This window comes from Palaeococcus pacificus DY20341, from assembly GCF_000725425.1.
In the GTDB taxonomy this organism is placed as follows: domain Archaea; phylum Methanobacteriota_B; class Thermococci; order Thermococcales; family Thermococcaceae; genus Palaeococcus; species Palaeococcus pacificus.
In genome coordinates, this window is the sequence record NZ_CP006019.1 from 1208295 (window position 1) to 1223335 (window position 15041).

A 15041-nucleotide genomic window follows, 5' to 3' on the forward strand; every position below is an offset into this window, starting at 1 on the left:
TTTTTTCAATTTATTAGTGCATTTTAAAGCTCCAAGTTAAAAGGGAAGGTGTTATTAGCGTGGTAAGTATCGTCATAGCGACACCGATAGAGAAGAGATTCTGATCAAAGACGCCGCTTACCCTCGCTATGTTGACCATTATTAATCCTACTTCCATTCTTGGAATCATGCCAATTCCAATTCTAAGAGCTTCTTTTGGCTTGAAGTTCATTGCTAAAGCTCCAGCACCACAGCCCAAAATCTTACTAAAGATAGCTACAATGGAGTATATCGCTATTAAAGCCAGTGTTGAAAGTCCAGCTTTGTAAAAAATGCCTATATCCGTGTGGATTCCAATTCCAACCAAAAAAACAGGTATTGGAAGAGCATATGCGATAGTAACAATTTTATCGTTTATTCTTCTCGCTTCATCCGTTTGTCCCAATAAAAGACCCGCTAAATACGCCCCTGTAATGCTGGCCACTTTAAACTCCTCAGCAAAAAAAGCGAAGAGCATGACTATCGCGAGGGCAAAAGCCGTCGTTGATTCGGGTAAATCGAGCTTTGAAGAAAATTTGACAAGCTTTTGAACAAAAGGCATTCCCACAAATATGCTAACTCCAAAGAAGATAATTATCTCCACGAGGAGCTTTAAGACCCTTTCCACTTCAATGTGGCCTGTTTTGTTGAGGGCTACAAGAACTGTCAGAACCACGATGCCCAAAACATCGTCTACAACAGCAGCCGCTAAAATCGTGGCCCCTTCTTTGCTCCTCAGCTTTTTCATTTCCATTAAAACGCTCGCCGTTAGGCTAACGCTCGTGGCCGTTAGTGCACCGCCTAAGAAAAGGGATTTCATCGTGTCATGGGTAAAGGGGAGTGTTGCGAAGTAGCCGAGTATGAATGGAACAAACACACCACCAACGGCGATTAAAAAAGCAGGACCACCAACGCGCTTGAACTCCTCAATATCGGTCTCAAGACCTGCTAAAAAGAGAAGTAAAACAACTCCAAGCTCACTTAAAAAGTAGAGACTCTCCCCTATATCAATTATGTTTAGAAAAGATACTCCAACGAGCATTCCTCCGATGATTTCACCTATGGCAGAGGGCTGATTCATTTTAGTGAAGAGGTACCCAAACGTCTTTGAAACCATTAGTATAATGGCCAAGGAAATAAATGGATCGGTGAGATGGAGAAGCTCCATGAGATCGCCTCCACGAGCCGCTGAAGTTAAGCCAATCCTCTTTGGAGTGTAACGATAACGTGTATATAACTGTTATGATTCAAAAGGTTGTTTTAATCGGTGGACACACTTAATCTTTTATACCTTCGGGGGTTAGAAATAAAGGGGTGGTATCATGGAGATAGGTGTTGTTGGAAAACCAAACGTCGGGAAATCCACATTTTTCTCTGCTGCGACGCTTGCAGAAGCTCAAATCGCAAATTATCCCTTCACCACTATTGATGCTAATGTTGGGGTAAGCTATGCGATAGCTGAGCATCCTTGCAAAGAGCTGGGCTGCACCCCAAATCCCCAAAATTATGAATACAAAAATGGAGTGGCATTAATCCCTATAAAAATGATTGATGTTGCTGGACTTGTTCCTGGAGCTCATGAAGGTAGAGGATTAGGAAACAAGTTCCTCGACGATTTGAGGATGGCATCGGCACTAATTCACATTATAGATGCAAGTGGAAAAACGGACGAAGAGGGGAGGCCAGTTGATACCTACGATCCAGTGAATGATATGGATTTCCTTGAAAAGGAAATTGACTATTGGATTTACGGCATACTCCACAAGAACTGGCACAAATTTGCTAAGAGAATAAAGATGCAGAACTTAAAGCTTTCAAAAGCAATAGCAGAGCAGCTGACTGGTATTGGAGTGAGCGAGGATGATGTTCTCGAGGCCATGCACAAGACTGATTTAAGAGATGACCCGACGAAATGGAGCGAAGAGGATATAATGCACTTTGTCAGCGAGCTTAGGAAGATAAACAAGCCTATAATCATAGCCGCGAACAAGGCGGACAGGGCTAGCGATGAGCAAATTGAAAGGCTCATAGAGGAAGGGAAAAAGAGGGGCTACATTGTGATTCCAACCTCAGCAGCTGCAGAGCTAACGCTTAGAAAAGCTGCTAAAGCCGGATTTATAGATTACACCCCTGGCAATGGGGACTTTGAAATCTTAAAACCCCTCAATGAGAAGCAGAGAAAAGGACTAGAACTCATAAAGGAGCGTGTTTTGGATAGGTTTGGCTCTACAGGAGTGCAGGAGGTAATAAACAAAGCTACCTTTGAGCTTCTTCAGCTAATTCCAGTCTATCCTGTTGAGGATGAGCATAAACTAACAGACCAGTTCGGCAACGTTCTACCTCATGTTTTCCTCATGAGGAAAGGCTCAACGCCAAGAGACTTAGCGTTTAAGGTGCACACAGACCTAGGAAAAACCTTCCTATATGCTGTGAATGCAAAAACTCACAGACGGGTTGGAGAAGACCACGAGCTCGAGTTCAATGACATAATAAAAATAGTCGCCACTGCTAAGTGATTTTCTTTTTTTCTTCCAAAAGCTCTTGGTATAACCTTGGCTCTACATCACTCTCACTTAGGCCCAGTGCTTTGGCGGTTTCCCAAATAATCTCTTTTGCTTTTTTAATGTCATCGCTTATAACCTCAATGTCAAGGAAATCTCCCAATTCTTCGACACGGTTGAGCTCAAAGGTAATCCTCCCAAGCTTGTAAACGTAGCGGTGTTTTTTGACCCAGACGTCCTCCTCAAACCCAAGCCTCTTGAGAATATCTCTCATTTTGTCGAAGTCTTCAACTTTGACCTCAATCTCATCGAACTCCTCATTTCGTTCGTCTTTGATTTCTTTATATCCAAGAATAACTTCCCCCAAATTGGTTATTTTCCTAATGCGGAGAAGATGTTTTGGAGGAAGAGAGAAATAGATATCCTCTTGAAATTCCTCCCGAATTAAATCAGCATTTAACCCTTCGATTTTTTCTTTAATTGTTTCAAAATCAACTCTAAATTTTATCTCCACTTCCATATCAAATCTCCGCTAAAAATCCTATTAAATCCGCTCCCTTCTTGAACTCTCTAACTGGGAGAACGATGACTTCTTTCAATGTAGGTATTGTTTTTATGTTGTCTTCAATGAAGCGTTCAAGCTTTTCTTGTGTTTCTTCCCCAACCAGTGCAATTATATAATCCTCTTTACTCTTTGCCACCGCTAAAACATTTGGTAGCATTGATAATGTCTTTGTTATATACTCGAGATAACGCTCTAAGAAGTCTTCAATTACAGGTTTCTCAACTCTCAGCACTAGAAAAGCAGTATGTTTCGGCTTTATCTCGTCTCCAAGAATTATGCTATACTTCTCGATAATTCCCTTTTCTTGGAGCTTTTTGATCCTAAAGTGGATAGTTGACTCGGGCTTGCCCAATTTGGAGCTTATTTCGGAGATTGTTAGCCTCGCATCGCTTTTTAGGAGCTTTATTATTGCTCTGTCTAAATCATCAAGTTTTAACATACCTTACACCTCACATGCCCCATCTTTTGTATAAATTATTATAAACTCCCAAACAGTCTAGTATCTTTCCTATTATAAATTTTATCATATCGTTCAAATTTTTAGGTTTATGGTAAAATGCTGGAGATGCTGGCATAACTATTCCGCCTGCTTGAGTAACCTTCAACATATTTTCTATATGAATTAGGTTCAATGGTGTTTCCCTTATTAATAAAACCAGTTTTTTGCGCTCTTTTAGTGCCACATCAGCAACTCGAGTGATTAAATTGTCAGCATAGCCGTTAGCAATAGCACTTAAAGTCTTCATTGAACACGGGGCTATAACCACAGCATCAAATGGGTACGACCCTGACGCTACGGGTGCAAAGAGGTCATCCTCTCCATAATCATACTCAATATCAACACCAACTTCATACTTCGCAACTTCGATTCCTGTTTTTGATGCGATAACAATAACCTCGTGGCCCAGCTCTTTGAGCGCTTTAATAAGCTCTAAGCCATAAATGCTCCCACTCGCTCCTGTTATTCCAACCACTATCCTCACTCAAATCACCAGCACAAATTGGTTATGATATTTTAAATTATATCGCTTCATCCCTTAAACTTTCCTTAAAAGAGAAAAGGTTTTATCTAGCTTGTCTATAAATAAACTTTAGGTGATAACATGGACTTCAATTTAAGTGGAATTGCTGGTGATATGGGTGTTGGTGGTATTGTTGGCTTCATCACTGGATACGCTTTGAAAAAGTTCATAAAACTAGTTTTAGCGCTGATGGGTGCTTACATTATAAGTCTGTTCTGGCTCCAGCAGAAGGGAGTAATAACAATAAACACAGATGCCCTGTTTAATTTGACGGAGAAAACAGCTGGACAAGCTCTTGGCTTAGGAGACAAAATTTTAGGAATTCTCCCTGGAGGAGGAGCTTTTGTAGTGGCATTCTACTTAGGCTTCACAAAGGGGTAAAGGTTAAATTCCATTGAGCTTTTCTTTTTTCTATGAACTATGAGAGAAAAGTGATAATCAAGCATTCATTGGCGAGCATCGTAGCGTTGGCACTCTTTGGGATTAGCAGATTCATCTATAGTGTTTTAATCTCTAGAAAATTTGGATTAGAAACACTGGGAGTTGCAAATTCACTCATAAGCCAGGCTTTCCTTCTCGCAATGCCTTTAAGCTTTTTTGCCATTGCTTTAGGCAAATACTCTGCTGAATTCTTAGGGAGAGGTGAAGATAAGCGAATAAAGTCTGCTGCGACAATAGGCTTCTTTTCAGCAATTTTTGGTCTCCTTTTGCTTCCTTTCAACGTTTATATTGCCCTCCTAAGCACTTTGAGAGCATTTCAGCTTACGCTTAGGAGTTTCCTCTACGGAATCCACAGAGGGGAAATCTATGCCTATGTGACGGTAACTGCATTTATAGCGTTTCTTCTATCTTTTGCAGTTCCAAATCCCTACGCCCCTTATTTAGCCCTCTTAGGGGGAATAACTATTGTAGGATTGGCTTATCTTCTAAAGAATGACTTCTTTGCGAGGCCCAACATTAGAGAGTTTAAAATTCTCCTTGAGTACTCTTCTATGGCATTTTTAGGAACTCTTGCAGGGGTGTTTTTAGTTCAGGGACCGTATTTTATGAGTGAAAAACTCGGAAGTGCAGCAGTAGCTGGAAAGGTTTCCGCATCACTCTCCGCAGCTTTTTTATTAACTTATCTTCCTCAAGTCCTCCAATCTGCAATAATGCCCCTCTACGCATATAAGTACGGACAAAATGACATGACTTACGTTAAAAAGCTCGCAGAAGATACAACCGAGGTTTTGACTTACACAATAGCCATAATAACCTTTGGAAGCCTCATTGTAGGGAGGGAAATCCTATCATACCTCTTCGGGTTTTCGCTTGGAGATGAGTTTTACATTGCTCTAATCGCTATTGAGGTGTACATTTCTTACAATCCCTCTATAGTGGCACTATCCTCAACGAGATACATAAAACAGAGCACTTTCCTTGCTATATTGGGAAGTATACTTACTCTGCTCTCATGGATTTTCCTAGTTCCAAAGATGGGCGAAAATGGGACTATGATTGGCCTTTTAATTGGATATGCCACAATATTCCTTGGGGTCGCATTAGTTTCAAAGAAAAAACTTGGAGTGTCAATCTCTTCATATAAGCCACTTTTAATAGCTCTGCCTCTCCAGATGAGCTTCTTCCTTTCTAAATCTCTCCTCATACTTGCTCTGATATTATACCTTATCATTACAAGAACCCACCTGAGAAGAATCTTGAAACTCCTTGGGAACATAAGAAGTGATCAGTTTTGACCGATATTCCTTTATACAATAACACCCAGAATTTGATATTAGTGGTCAACATGGCGGATGACAAAGAAGTCGAGAGACTTGCAAAAGAGCTTGAAAGCCTCAGAACGGCCATGAGCCAGCTCATGAAAAGCTTTGAAATAGCCTCACAGCTTGCACAGAACTACTTAAAGCTTGTAAATATCTATGCCCAGCACGGAGACCTAAGCATTGATGTGGTTATCCCCCAAATAAGGCACGACCAAATTGCCCGTGATATAGTCAAAATTCTTTTTGATACTAAAGGGGGCAACATAAGCCAAATAGCAAGGGAATTAAAAGCCAAACGAGGGAAAGCTTCTAGGAACACAGTTAGGGAAAAAATAAAGCATCTCGTGGAGATTGGTGTCGTGGATGAGGTCAACAGTGAAAAAGGGAAAACCTACACCTTGCGAAAAGAAGTGATCAATAAGTGGTTAGAATTAATCGGTATTCCCATCAAGTTTGACCAACTATAGTTATTAGTGAGGTGATTGATATGGAATTTGATGAGAAGGAGTTTGAAAGGGAAATAAAAAAGAAGGTTTTAATGGCCATGGAGAGCAAGCAGGGGGCCCAAAAGCTTATAGAGGAAACTTTAAGGGAATTAACAGACCAGCTTAAGGAGGCAAAGAGCGAAGAAGATTTAAAGCTCATTGAAAGGAAGATCGACCTGCTCCAAGACATCCTTGAGGACATGGGGGAAAAGGAAAGTAAGGAGGATGTTGAAGAACTTAAAGAAGTGTTGGGGACAGTGTCAGAGTATTTGCCCACCATAATGGACTCAATATTTAACCCCATAAAGGATCTTCTGAACGACATCTACGACCCAGATAAGGCGGAGAAGCTGGGTAAGAATGTTGCTACTTTCTACAAAGAGCTCGTTGCCGCAGGAATGGATCCGGATAAAGCATTCGAGCTCACAAAGGAGTACATGGATAGTGTAAACGTTATTAAAACCCTCGCTGCCGCATTTATGAAAAAAGGTATGGGCGGCATAGAGGGCATAAACGAACTGAAAAAACTAGGAAAGAAGAAAATAAGTGTGGATTTTGAGGAGGAGCTCTGATGATTCTCCCCATTTTTAGGCTTTTGTTTATGGTTCCCAAGTTCCTGTGGGAATTGGCAGGAATGAAGAGAACTCTAAAAAGAAGCAGGCGAGCTTTTAAAAGAGGCCTGCTGAGGAACGGCATGCCAAAAGAGCTTGCAGAAGAGCTTGTGAGAGAATATGATCAATTAGATGAAATTTTAAGTCCTGGTTTAATGTTAAAATACACACGCTCATTGGCCGATTCAAGGCGCCATTCGGGAGGTTTTTCAGCACATAGGAGTAAAGGAGACTTTTCTTTTCCACCTGAGGGATTCTTGGGTAAAATGGACGCATGATCTAAATTTCACCCACCGAAAAACTTAAGTTATAAATTTTCTTAACCTTAAGTTAGAATAGGGGGTGAGGGCATGGGCTCAAATATAGAGATGGGGAGACTTTTGGATGTGTTGGGGAATGAGACGAGACGGAGAATACTCCTCATGCTCACTAAGAGGCCATACTTTGTTAGCGAGCTTTCTCAGGAGCTTAAGGTAGGACAAAAAGCTGTCCTAGAGCATTTAAAAATTTTGGAAGAAGCTGGCCTCATAGAGGGGAGGGTTGAAAAGATACCTAGGGGGAGGCCCAGAAAGTACTACGAGATAAAGCGCGGCTTTAGGCTGGAAGTTCTCCTAACTCCACACTTGTTCGGCACTGAGATGTACGAACCAGGGAAGCCAAAGAGAGCAGGAGAGTACGAACACGCTAAGGCCTTAATAAAGGCTCAGGAACCCATAGAGGTCAAGATGAAGGAGATATCTAACTTTTTGATGGAGATTGAAGACAAGATACAGGAGTATCTTAAAATGAAGGCTGAGCTTGAAGAGGTCAGGCTTTTAATGGAGAGTTATCTGGACAACTTAATGAGACGGCTGGCTCAAGAAAGCGAAGAGGAATTTGAGAGAGTGTGGCGTGAAATAGAAAAAACCCTCCCAGATGATATTCTCAAGGAAGTAAAAAGGATTAGAAAGGAAATTTACAGACTTTAGAGTATCTTCCCTTCTTCTTTCATTCTAACGAGTTTAGTAATGTATCCGGCTATTCTGTTCCTAATGGTCTTGCTTGTGACGTTTGTTAGCTCTTCGATCTTCTTCTTGTTGTGCTCAAAGTCCCTTGTGAACTCATTTGGGTACCTGTCGAAAAGCTCTCTAGCAGTCCTTTTAATGAAACCTTGCCTGATGTTTCCCATTTCACACCCCTCCTAAGCTTTTTCAAATGGTTATCATTATTCATAAAGCAATCAAACATCACCGTTTTAAAGCTTTTCCCTAAGCCAGCTGAGCAAAAATCAAAAGTGGCGAAGATATCTTATTTAGGAAAGATTTATAAATTCTACACTCCTTTAATCGTTTAGACATCAATCTAAGTGATGGTTATGGATGGTGAGCTTAGGAAGAGGCTCTGGGCACTGGCATGGCCTGCCATATTAGCCAACATCTCCTCCACTTTAGTCAACTTAGTGGACATGATAATGGTAGGTCAGCTTGGCTCTCTAGCAATTGCGAGCGTTGGTCTTGGAGGCCAGTTCTCGTGGTTCATGATGCCCTTAATGTTCGCAGTTTCATCAGGAACTCTCGCTTTAGTTGCAAGATTTGTAGGTGCCAAAGACTTTGAAAAAGCAGAGGAAGTCTTAGAGCAGAGCATCTACTTGGCTTTCTTAATGGGCATTCCGGTTCTCCTCTTAGGAGTCTTCTTTGGTGATGATGCGCTGAAGCTTATGGGAGCGAGTGAAGAAGTGATTGAGCTCGGCTATTCATATATCAAAATCTTCTTCATGTTTTACCCCATCAATTTCTTAAGCTTTGCGGCTTTCTCAGCTCTCAGAGGTGCAGGAGACACAAAGACTCCCATGAAGTTGAGTCTCCTAATGAATGCCGCAAATGTTGTCTTGAATTACCTTTTAATCTTTGGAAAGTTTGGCTTCCCAAGGTTAGAGGTTAAGGGGGCGGCTTTAGCATCTGGCATTTCCATAGCCCTAGCATTCATTGTGGGACTCTTCCTCTTTCTAAGTGGTAGCTTGGTATTGAAGCTCGAACCTAAGTTCAAGTTTGAGGTAGATATGGTTAGGAGAATCCTCAGAATTGGAATTCCGGCAACAATAGAGAGAATCTTATTCAGCTTCTATGGCTTTCTTTATATAAGTATAGTCACTCGCTTTGGAACGATAGCTTTGGCAGCTCACCAGATGGGCCTTAGGGTGGAGAGCATAGCGTACATGCCTGCCTTTGGGTTTAACGTTGCCACCTCCGCTTTGGTTGGGCAGTCTTTGGGAGAGAAAAATCCAGAGAAAGCCGAAAAAGTCGTGTATGAAGCGTTAAAGATGGTATCTCTATTTATGGGCATTATGGGGCTGGTTTTAATTGTCTTCCCAAGATACTTGGTTATGCCATTCATAACCAGGAACGACCCGAACTACGCTGAAGTCCTCCGCCTTGCGGCAATATACCTCATAATCGTCGGAATAAGCGAAATCCCATTGGGCTGGATTTTTGTTCTAAGTGGAGCTCTTAGAGGTGCAGGGGATACAAAGAGCCCCATGTATGTAACTGCAATAAGCAAGCTCCTCTTTAGAATATTGCCCTCATACATCTTTGGTTTTGGGATAAGCCTTTGGATAATTCACATAAAAGGAATGGGCGTTATAGCTGCTTGGCTCGCAATGACTCTCGAGACGTTCACAAGCGCAGCTATGTTCTGGTGGATATTCAAGAGGGGCAGGTGGAAGGAGATTGAGGTTTAGTAAAATTGAATTTTGATGTAAAAATGGCCTGAAAATTATCCTTTTGGCCCTTTAAGGGTTACCTATCTTTTTAAGTGCCTCAAAGAGAGTTCCCATCTCTCCAAAATCTAGCACTTCATCTTCGAGTGGAACTAAAACCTTAGCTCTTTTTGTGTCAAATTTTTTCAGGAATGGCGAGATTATCTCTCTCGACACGTCGTTTCCGTAGGCCCAGGGCGTAAATGCAGGCAGAACTATTAGTTTAGCATCCACCAAAAATACAGGCACCTTTATCAAAGCTCCTACTTCGTCTCTAAGCCTTACTGCAGGGTGCTCGTGACCTATGATAAAGCGCTCTCCATCGACCAGCTTATCCCCATGAACAACTGTCCATCCCCTAAGCTCAAGATGATCCATAATCTCAATACCAAGTTCCCTAATCCATCCTATTCCAACGTCGTGGTTTCCTTTTACTACCACAATCTCCTTCACAAGAGGAGAAACCTCTTCAAAAAACGTTTTAAGCTCAAGTTTTTCTCTTTTAAAAGGCACAAATGAGTGTTTTAAATCTCCGTTTATGATAAGCCTCTTTGGCTTCTCTTTCATGAGGAGGGAGTTTAGGTCATCTAAAATTTCCTGAAATGCTTTTGGAATGTAATTCCCTTCTCTAACGAGGGCCTCTTCGTAGCCTAAATGGAGGTCAGCTATTATCAAGTTATTGCCGAGTTTAAGCGCCTTTTGAGGCAGAGGCTTTAATCTCATATCCGAATCTTAGCGAGGTTTATTTTTAAACTTATTGAAGTTCGCTAAGCCATCAAAAAAATTTTAAAACCAAACACCCGAGGTTGGAACAGATGAAAATACCGGAAACGGTGGTGTAATGGTAAGACTTGCCCAGAGAGCCTACACAGATGAAGAGATTTACGAGATATTAGTCGATCCAGTTAGGGAATGGTTTAAGCGAAAGTTCAAAACTTTCACGCCTCCCCAGAGGTATGCAGTTGTGGAAATTCACAAAGGGGAGAATGTTTTAATTTCTTCGCCAACAGGGAGTGGAAAAACCCTCTCAGCTTTTTTAGCAGCAATTAACGAGCTTATTCTCCTCGGCAAAGAGGGCAAGCTTGAGGATAAAATTTACGTTCTTTACATTTCACCTCTTAGGGCTCTAAACAACGACATTAGGAGAAACCTGGAGGAGCCGCTTAGGGAAATCAGAGAGGTTGCAAAGGAGCTCGGCTACGAATTACCCGAGATTAGGGTTGCTGTCAGAACAAGCGACACGTCTAGCTATCAAAAGCAGAAGATGGTTAAAAAGCCTCCGCACATCTTAATCACAACTCCTGAGAGTCTTGCAATTGCTTTAAACGCCCCCAAGTTCAGCCAAAGGCTGAAAACGGTTAAATACGTCATAGTTGATGAAGTCCACGCTTTAGCCGAGAATAAGCGCGGCACACACTTAGCCCTAAGCTTGGAGAGATTGCAGAATTTAGCTGGCGAATTTGTGAGAATTGGATTAAGCGCTACAATCCACCCCCTTGAAGAGGTAGCTAAGTTCGTCTTCGGATTTAATGACGACGAAACGCCGAGGAGTGGGCTAATCGTTGATGTAAGCTTTGCAAAAAAGACGGAAATAAAGGTTGAGAGCGTCGTTGAAGACTTGGTTTACACAGATGCTGGAACATTAAGTGAAGCTCTCTACAGGAGGTTAGATGGACTAATTGAGAAGCATAGAACCGTTTTAATTTTCACGAACACGAGGAGCGGAGCTGAGAGAGTAGCCTATCACTTGAAGAAGCGCTTTCCAAAATATGCCGAGCTGATAGAGGCTCATCACTCGAGTCTCTCAAGAGATGTTCGTTTGGAAGTTGAGGAGAGGTTGAAGAGAGGAGAGCTCAGGGCTGTTGTATCTTCAACAAGCTTGGAGTTGGGGATAGACATTGGAAGCATTGACCTCGTCGTCTTAATCGGCTCTCCAAAGAGCGTAAACAGGGCTTTGCAGAGAATTGGAAGGGCAGGTCATAGGCTTCACGAGATCAGTAAAGGGGCAATTATCGTGTTAGATAGAGATGATTTGGTAGAGTGCACGGTTTTAGCTCACAATGCGAGGAATAAGCGTTTGGATAGAATTAGGATACCTCAAAATTCACTGGATGTTTTAGTTCAGCACGTCTTAGGAATGGCTCTTGAGGGAGTTTGGGAGGTTGAAGATGCTTACAAGCTCGTGAGGAGAGCTTATCCCTACAGAAACTTGAGCTTTGAGGACTTCATGAGCGTGCTTAGATATCTGGCGGGAGAATATGCTGGACTTGAGGAGAAGAAAGTTTATGCAAAGATTTGGCTCGATGAAGAGGAAGGAAAGTTTGGAAGAAGGGGCAAGATGACGAGAGCGATTTACTACATGAACATCGGCACAATCCCAGATGAAGCTAAAATTGATGTCTATACTTTGGATAAACGTTTTATCGGGACAGTTGAGGAAGAATTTGCTGAGCGCTTGATGCCAGGGGATATTTTCGTTTTAGCGGGCAGAACTTATGAGTTCAAGAAGTCAAGAGGAAATAGAATATACGTGCAGTCCAGGGAGGGTGCAAAGCCCACTATTCCCGCTTGGTTCTCCGAAATGCTTCCTCTCAGTTTTGATTTAGCCTTAGATGTCCAAAAGTTTAGAAGGGAAGTGAAGCAGCTCTTAGAAAACCGGAGAACCAAGAGGTTTTTGATGAAAAAGTACGGTATTGATGAAAAAGCCGCCAGAGCAATTCTCGGCTACTTTAGAGAGCAGGCCAAGTACTCAATTATCCCGGACGATGAGACGCTTTTGGTGGAGGAAGTTTTGGAGGAAAATAGGGCCAAATACTTCTTCCACACGCTTATTGGAAGGAGAGCTAATGAAGCATTGAGCAGGACATTCGCCTACCTTGTGAGCAAAAAGAAGAGGACAAACGTTGGAATTGCTATATCAGACAACGGCTTTATGTTGATTCTCCCAAGAAACAAGAAATTAAGCGAGGAAGAAATTAAAGCGCTCTTCCAGATTAGAGATCTCAGAGAAACATTGAAGAAAGCCTTAGACAACACGGAGCTTTTGAAAAGGCGCTTTAGGCACGTTGCTAACCGCGGATTGTTAATCTTGAGGCGCTACATGGGAAGAAAAAAGAGCTTAAGCAGGCAACAATTAAATGCTCAAACTCTCCTCCGCTTGTTGAAAAAGAACCATCCGGACTTCCCGCTCCTTAAAGAAGTTTATCGCGAAATAATGGAAGACAAGATGGACATAGAAAATGCCGAGCTTTTTTTGAGCTGGGTTAAAGAAGGAAAAATCAAAGTCGTTTTTGAGAGGAACGAGCTGCCAAGTCCGTTTGCATTCAACTTAGAGGTCATTGGAGCGAGCGACGTGGTTTTGATGGAAGACAGGAGAGAATTAATTAAACAATTGCACAAAAAGATAATGGCAATGATAAAGGAAGGAGAAAAGACTAAAGCTCAACTCCCAGCGTCTTAAACACAAAAGCTATCAAGTCCGTTAGTTCCTTAACCCTTGTCTCCGGCGAGGCTCCCATGTGGCCGCTCTTCGTCTCAACTCTCAAATAAAGGGGAGCATTGACTTCTTTGAGCTTAGCTGCAAACTTGAATGCATGAGCGGGATGTACTCTATCATCGTAAAGTCCCGTGTAAATCATCGTAGGTGGATACTTTTGGGATTTAACGTTGTGGTAGGGGGAATATTTGAGCAAAAACTCTCTATCTTTTGGATTATCTGGGTCGCCATATTCTGTGGTCCAGACTTTGCCGATGTAGAGCTTATGGAAGCGGAGCATGTCTATAACAGGATAGCCTATCAAAGCTGCATCCATGACGTCTGGCCTTTGCGTGAGCGTTGCCGAGACGAGCAAACCTCCATTGCTCCTTCCCCATGCTGCAACTTTATATCCTTCATGCTTTAGCTTCTCAAGGACGGCTATAAAGTCATCAAAGACGTTCTGCTTGTTTTCTCTCATTCCTGCTCTGTGCCACTTTTCTCCGTATTCACTTCCCCCTCTTAAGTTGGGCATAACAAAAGTTCCTCCTCTTTCGAGGAAAGGAACTACATGAGGGAAGAACCTTGGTGTTAGTGCGATTGCAAATCCGCCGTAGCCGAAGACCAAGGCTTTATCGCTTCTCATGTTTTTCTTTTTGACAAGGAAATAGTGGATTTTTGTGCCGTCTTTTGAAGTGGCAAAGTCTTCACTTATTTCGTAATCTCCTTCGAGCTTGATCTCATCAAGAAGCTCAAGCTTTCCTTTGAAGCGGTAGAGACGGTAGGGGATTGTAAAGGTCTCAAATTTAAGGAGGGCTTCATCTCCGCTTTTATCCAGCAGAGTTAATGTGCCCAGCACATCAAAGCTGGTCTCCTCTAAGAGCTCCCCATTTAGTGTGAATATCCTCAAGCGTGAGGAAGCGTCAACCAAATAGCTCGCCAAGAGTTTATCTCCTACAACTGCAGCCCATTCGAGGGGATATTCCCATTCTGGGATTATTTCCTTTTCTTCTCTACCGTCTTCAATTGCTATAACCCTTCCCATACCTTCTTTGTCGTAGGTCAGGATGTAGAGCTTTCCATCAACATAATCTATTGGCCCTGCTCTAAACTGGCTTTCATAAACCCTCTTCCACTCCTCCGGCCTCTCCAGCGGCCCAAAATAGATGTCGCTCTTAGTCCAGCCAAAGGAAACGGTAGTTAGAATGTATTTCTCATCGCTGCTCTTTTTCATAGAGATAAAGTAGCTTTGTGGCAGACCTTTTCCAAAGACCATTTCGTGTTTATCTCCTTTCTTCAGGAAAATTCTCTCCGCTGGCGCCTCGACTCCATCTGGAGTTCTCTCCTTTCTGAAGAATCTTGCATAATAATAACCATCCTCTAACCAGATGATGTTCCACACTGATGGTTTAAGCTCCTCCAAAATTTCGCCGCTGTCAACGTCAATTACCCTCGTTATCCCCTCATCGGCTCCACCTATTGAAAAGCTGTAGGCTAAGCGCTTTCCTTCTTTATCAACCGTAAATCCTTGAAGAAGAACATCTTCCCCGAGCTCCTTTGAATCTACTATGACCTTATTTTCATCCAAGAGCTTTATTACCTGCCTGTCAGCTTCGTTTATTTGAAGGAAAACCCCTCTCTTTGTTATTGCTCCCATCCTAATATTGGGAAGGAAATAGTACTTTCTGACCTCTCCGCCCAGCTTTTCTGGTAGATCCCCTAAAAACTCTCTAAAGCGCTTGTTCTCTTCATTAACAAACTTCAAGACCCTTTCATCCCTTAGGTTTTTCATCCAAGTGAACTCATCTTCCATATGCTCCACCTTAGTATATAATTTGGAAAGTTACCCTCTTTAAGTTTTTCG

Annotated in this window: 16 protein-coding genes; 9 read left to right on the forward strand and 7 right to left on the reverse strand. The window is 42.2% G+C overall.

Annotated features, from left to right (window positions below; all coding sequences use genetic code 11):
- Nucleotides 1-13: 13 nt before the first annotated feature.
- The gene (locus PAP_RS06650) at nt 14-1186 is read right to left on the reverse strand and encodes a cation:proton antiporter (RefSeq protein ID WP_048165267.1); all 1173 of its coding nucleotides are present in this window, start codon (nt 1184-1186) and stop codon (nt 14-16) included.
- 154 nt (nt 1187-1340) lie between these two features.
- Between PAP_RS06650 and PAP_RS06655 the strand changes: the two genes are divergently transcribed.
- On the forward strand, nt 1341-2534 hold the full coding sequence (locus PAP_RS06655) for a redox-regulated ATPase YchF (RefSeq protein WP_048165268.1): 1194 nt from the start codon (nt 1341-1343) through the stop codon (nt 2532-2534).
- On the opposite strand, the gene cyaB is transcribed toward PAP_RS06655, so the two are convergent.
- The 3 genes from cyaB to PAP_RS06670 are packed head-to-tail and all read right to left on the reverse strand — an operon-like array spanning nt 2527 to nt 4067.
- The gene (gene cyaB / locus PAP_RS06660) at nt 2527-3039 is read right to left on the reverse strand and encodes a class IV adenylate cyclase (RefSeq protein WP_048165269.1); all 513 of its coding nucleotides are present in this window, start codon (nt 3037-3039) and stop codon (nt 2527-2529) included. The genes PAP_RS06655 and cyaB overlap by 8 nt on opposite strands.
- 1 nt (nt 3040) lies before the next feature.
- Nucleotides 3041-3523 carry an Lrp/AsnC family transcriptional regulator gene (locus PAP_RS06665; protein ID WP_048165270.1) on the reverse strand — a complete coding sequence of 161 codons (483 nt, stop codon included), beginning with the start codon at nt 3521-3523 and terminating at the stop codon, nt 3041-3043.
- A 10-nt stretch (nt 3524-3533) separates the two neighbouring features.
- Nucleotides 3534-4067, reverse strand: coding sequence for a UbiX family flavin prenyltransferase (locus PAP_RS06670; RefSeq protein WP_048165271.1), 534 nt, complete (start codon nt 4065-4067; stop codon nt 3534-3536).
- A gap of 120 nt (nt 4068-4187) precedes the next feature.
- On the opposite strand from PAP_RS06670, the gene PAP_RS06675 reads away from it, so the two are divergent.
- From PAP_RS06675 to PAP_RS06700, 6 genes are all read left to right on the forward strand, one after another.
- Nucleotides 4188-4487 carry an FUN14 domain-containing protein gene (locus PAP_RS06675; protein ID WP_048165272.1) on the forward strand — a complete coding sequence of 100 codons (300 nt, stop codon included), beginning with the start codon at nt 4188-4190 and terminating at the stop codon, nt 4485-4487.
- A gap of 32 nt (nt 4488-4519) precedes the next feature.
- Nucleotides 4520-5842 carry a lipopolysaccharide biosynthesis protein gene (locus PAP_RS06680; RefSeq protein ID WP_048165273.1) on the forward strand — a complete coding sequence of 441 codons (1323 nt, stop codon included), beginning with the start codon at nt 4520-4522 and terminating at the stop codon, nt 5840-5842.
- Nucleotides 5843-5892: 50 nt separating this feature from the next.
- Nucleotides 5893-6336, forward strand: coding sequence for an ArsR family transcriptional regulator (locus tag PAP_RS06685; protein WP_048165274.1), 444 nt, complete (start codon nt 5893-5895; stop codon nt 6334-6336).
- A gap of 20 nt (nt 6337-6356) precedes the next feature.
- On the forward strand, nt 6357-6926 hold the full coding sequence (locus PAP_RS06690; protein ID WP_048165275.1) for a hypothetical protein: 570 nt from the start codon (nt 6357-6359) through the stop codon (nt 6924-6926).
- Nucleotides 6926-7243, forward strand: a complete 318-nt coding sequence (locus tag PAP_RS06695) for a hypothetical protein (RefSeq protein WP_201769525.1) — start codon at nt 6926-6928, stop codon at nt 7241-7243. The genes PAP_RS06690 and PAP_RS06695 overlap by 1 nt, the downstream gene beginning before the upstream one ends.
- Nucleotides 7244-7315: 72 nt before the next feature.
- On the forward strand, nt 7316-7933 hold the full coding sequence (locus PAP_RS06700; RefSeq protein ID WP_048165276.1) for an ArsR/SmtB family transcription factor: 618 nt from the start codon (nt 7316-7318) through the stop codon (nt 7931-7933).
- Here the strand turns inward: PAP_RS06700 and PAP_RS06705 are convergent.
- Nucleotides 7930-8133, reverse strand: coding sequence for a 30S ribosomal protein S17e (locus tag PAP_RS06705; protein ID WP_048165277.1), 204 nt, complete (start codon nt 8131-8133; stop codon nt 7930-7932). The two genes, PAP_RS06700 and PAP_RS06705, sit on opposite strands and share 4 nt — an antisense overlap.
- 186 nt (nt 8134-8319) lie before the next feature.
- Here PAP_RS06705 and PAP_RS06710 point away from each other — a divergent pair, with 186 nt between their 5' ends.
- Nucleotides 8320-9684 carry an MATE family efflux transporter gene (locus tag PAP_RS06710; RefSeq protein ID WP_048165278.1) on the forward strand — a complete coding sequence of 455 codons (1365 nt, stop codon included), beginning with the start codon at nt 8320-8322 and terminating at the stop codon, nt 9682-9684.
- Between the two features lie 51 nt (nt 9685-9735).
- Here the strand turns inward: PAP_RS06710 and PAP_RS06715 are convergent, their stop codons facing one another.
- Nucleotides 9736-10425: a metallophosphoesterase gene (locus tag PAP_RS06715; protein WP_048165279.1), complete on the reverse strand. Its 690-nt coding sequence runs from the start codon at nt 10423-10425 to the stop codon at nt 9736-9738.
- Between the two features lie 118 nt (nt 10426-10543).
- Here PAP_RS06715 and PAP_RS06720 point away from each other — a divergent pair, with 118 nt between their 5' ends.
- Nucleotides 10544-13162, forward strand: coding sequence for an ATP-dependent helicase (locus PAP_RS06720; protein WP_048165280.1), 2619 nt, complete (start codon nt 10544-10546; stop codon nt 13160-13162).
- Here PAP_RS06720 and PAP_RS06725 read toward each other — a convergent pair.
- The gene (locus tag PAP_RS06725) at nt 13137-14990 is read right to left on the reverse strand and encodes a prolyl oligopeptidase family serine peptidase (protein WP_048165281.1); all 1854 of its coding nucleotides are present in this window, start codon (nt 14988-14990) and stop codon (nt 13137-13139) included. The two genes, PAP_RS06720 and PAP_RS06725, sit on opposite strands and share 26 nt — an antisense overlap.
- Between the last annotated feature and the right edge of the window lie 51 nt (nt 14991-15041).

Bases quoted from the DNA above. Each gene is read 5' to 3' on its own strand.
- PAP_RS06650 (WP_048165267.1), bottom strand. From the start codon at position 1,186: ATGGAGCTTCTCCATCTCACCGATCCATTTATTTCCTTGGCCATTATA.
- PAP_RS06655 (WP_048165268.1), top strand. From the start codon at position 1,341: ATGGAGATAGGTGTTGTTGGAAAACCAAACGTCGGGAAATCCACATTT.
- cyaB (WP_048165269.1), bottom strand. From the start codon at position 3,039: ATGGAAGTGGAGATAAAATTTAGAGTTGATTTTGAAACAATTAAAGAA.
- PAP_RS06665 (WP_048165270.1), bottom strand. From the start codon at position 3,523: ATGTTAAAACTTGATGATTTAGACAGAGCAATAATAAAGCTCCTAAAA.
- PAP_RS06675 (WP_048165272.1), top strand. From the start codon at position 4,188: ATGGACTTCAATTTAAGTGGAATTGCTGGTGATATGGGTGTTGGTGGT.
- PAP_RS06680 (WP_048165273.1), top strand. From the start codon at position 4,520: ATGAACTATGAGAGAAAAGTGATAATCAAGCATTCATTGGCGAGCATC.
- PAP_RS06685 (WP_048165274.1), top strand. From the start codon at position 5,893: ATGGCGGATGACAAAGAAGTCGAGAGACTTGCAAAAGAGCTTGAAAGC.
- PAP_RS06690 (WP_048165275.1), top strand. From the start codon at position 6,357: ATGGAATTTGATGAGAAGGAGTTTGAAAGGGAAATAAAAAAGAAGGTT.
- PAP_RS06695 (WP_201769525.1), top strand. From the start codon at position 6,926: ATGATTCTCCCCATTTTTAGGCTTTTGTTTATGGTTCCCAAGTTCCTG.
- PAP_RS06700 (WP_048165276.1), top strand. From the start codon at position 7,316: ATGGGCTCAAATATAGAGATGGGGAGACTTTTGGATGTGTTGGGGAAT.
- PAP_RS06705 (WP_048165277.1), bottom strand. From the start codon at position 8,133: ATGGGAAACATCAGGCAAGGTTTCATTAAAAGGACTGCTAGAGAGCTT.
- PAP_RS06710 (WP_048165278.1), top strand. From the start codon at position 8,320: ATGGATGGTGAGCTTAGGAAGAGGCTCTGGGCACTGGCATGGCCTGCC.
- PAP_RS06715 (WP_048165279.1), bottom strand. From the start codon at position 10,425: ATGAGATTAAAGCCTCTGCCTCAAAAGGCGCTTAAACTCGGCAATAAC.
- PAP_RS06720 (WP_048165280.1), top strand. From the start codon at position 10,544: ATGGTAAGACTTGCCCAGAGAGCCTACACAGATGAAGAGATTTACGAG.
- PAP_RS06725 (WP_048165281.1), bottom strand. From the start codon at position 14,990: ATGGAAGATGAGTTCACTTGGATGAAAAACCTAAGGGATGAAAGGGTC.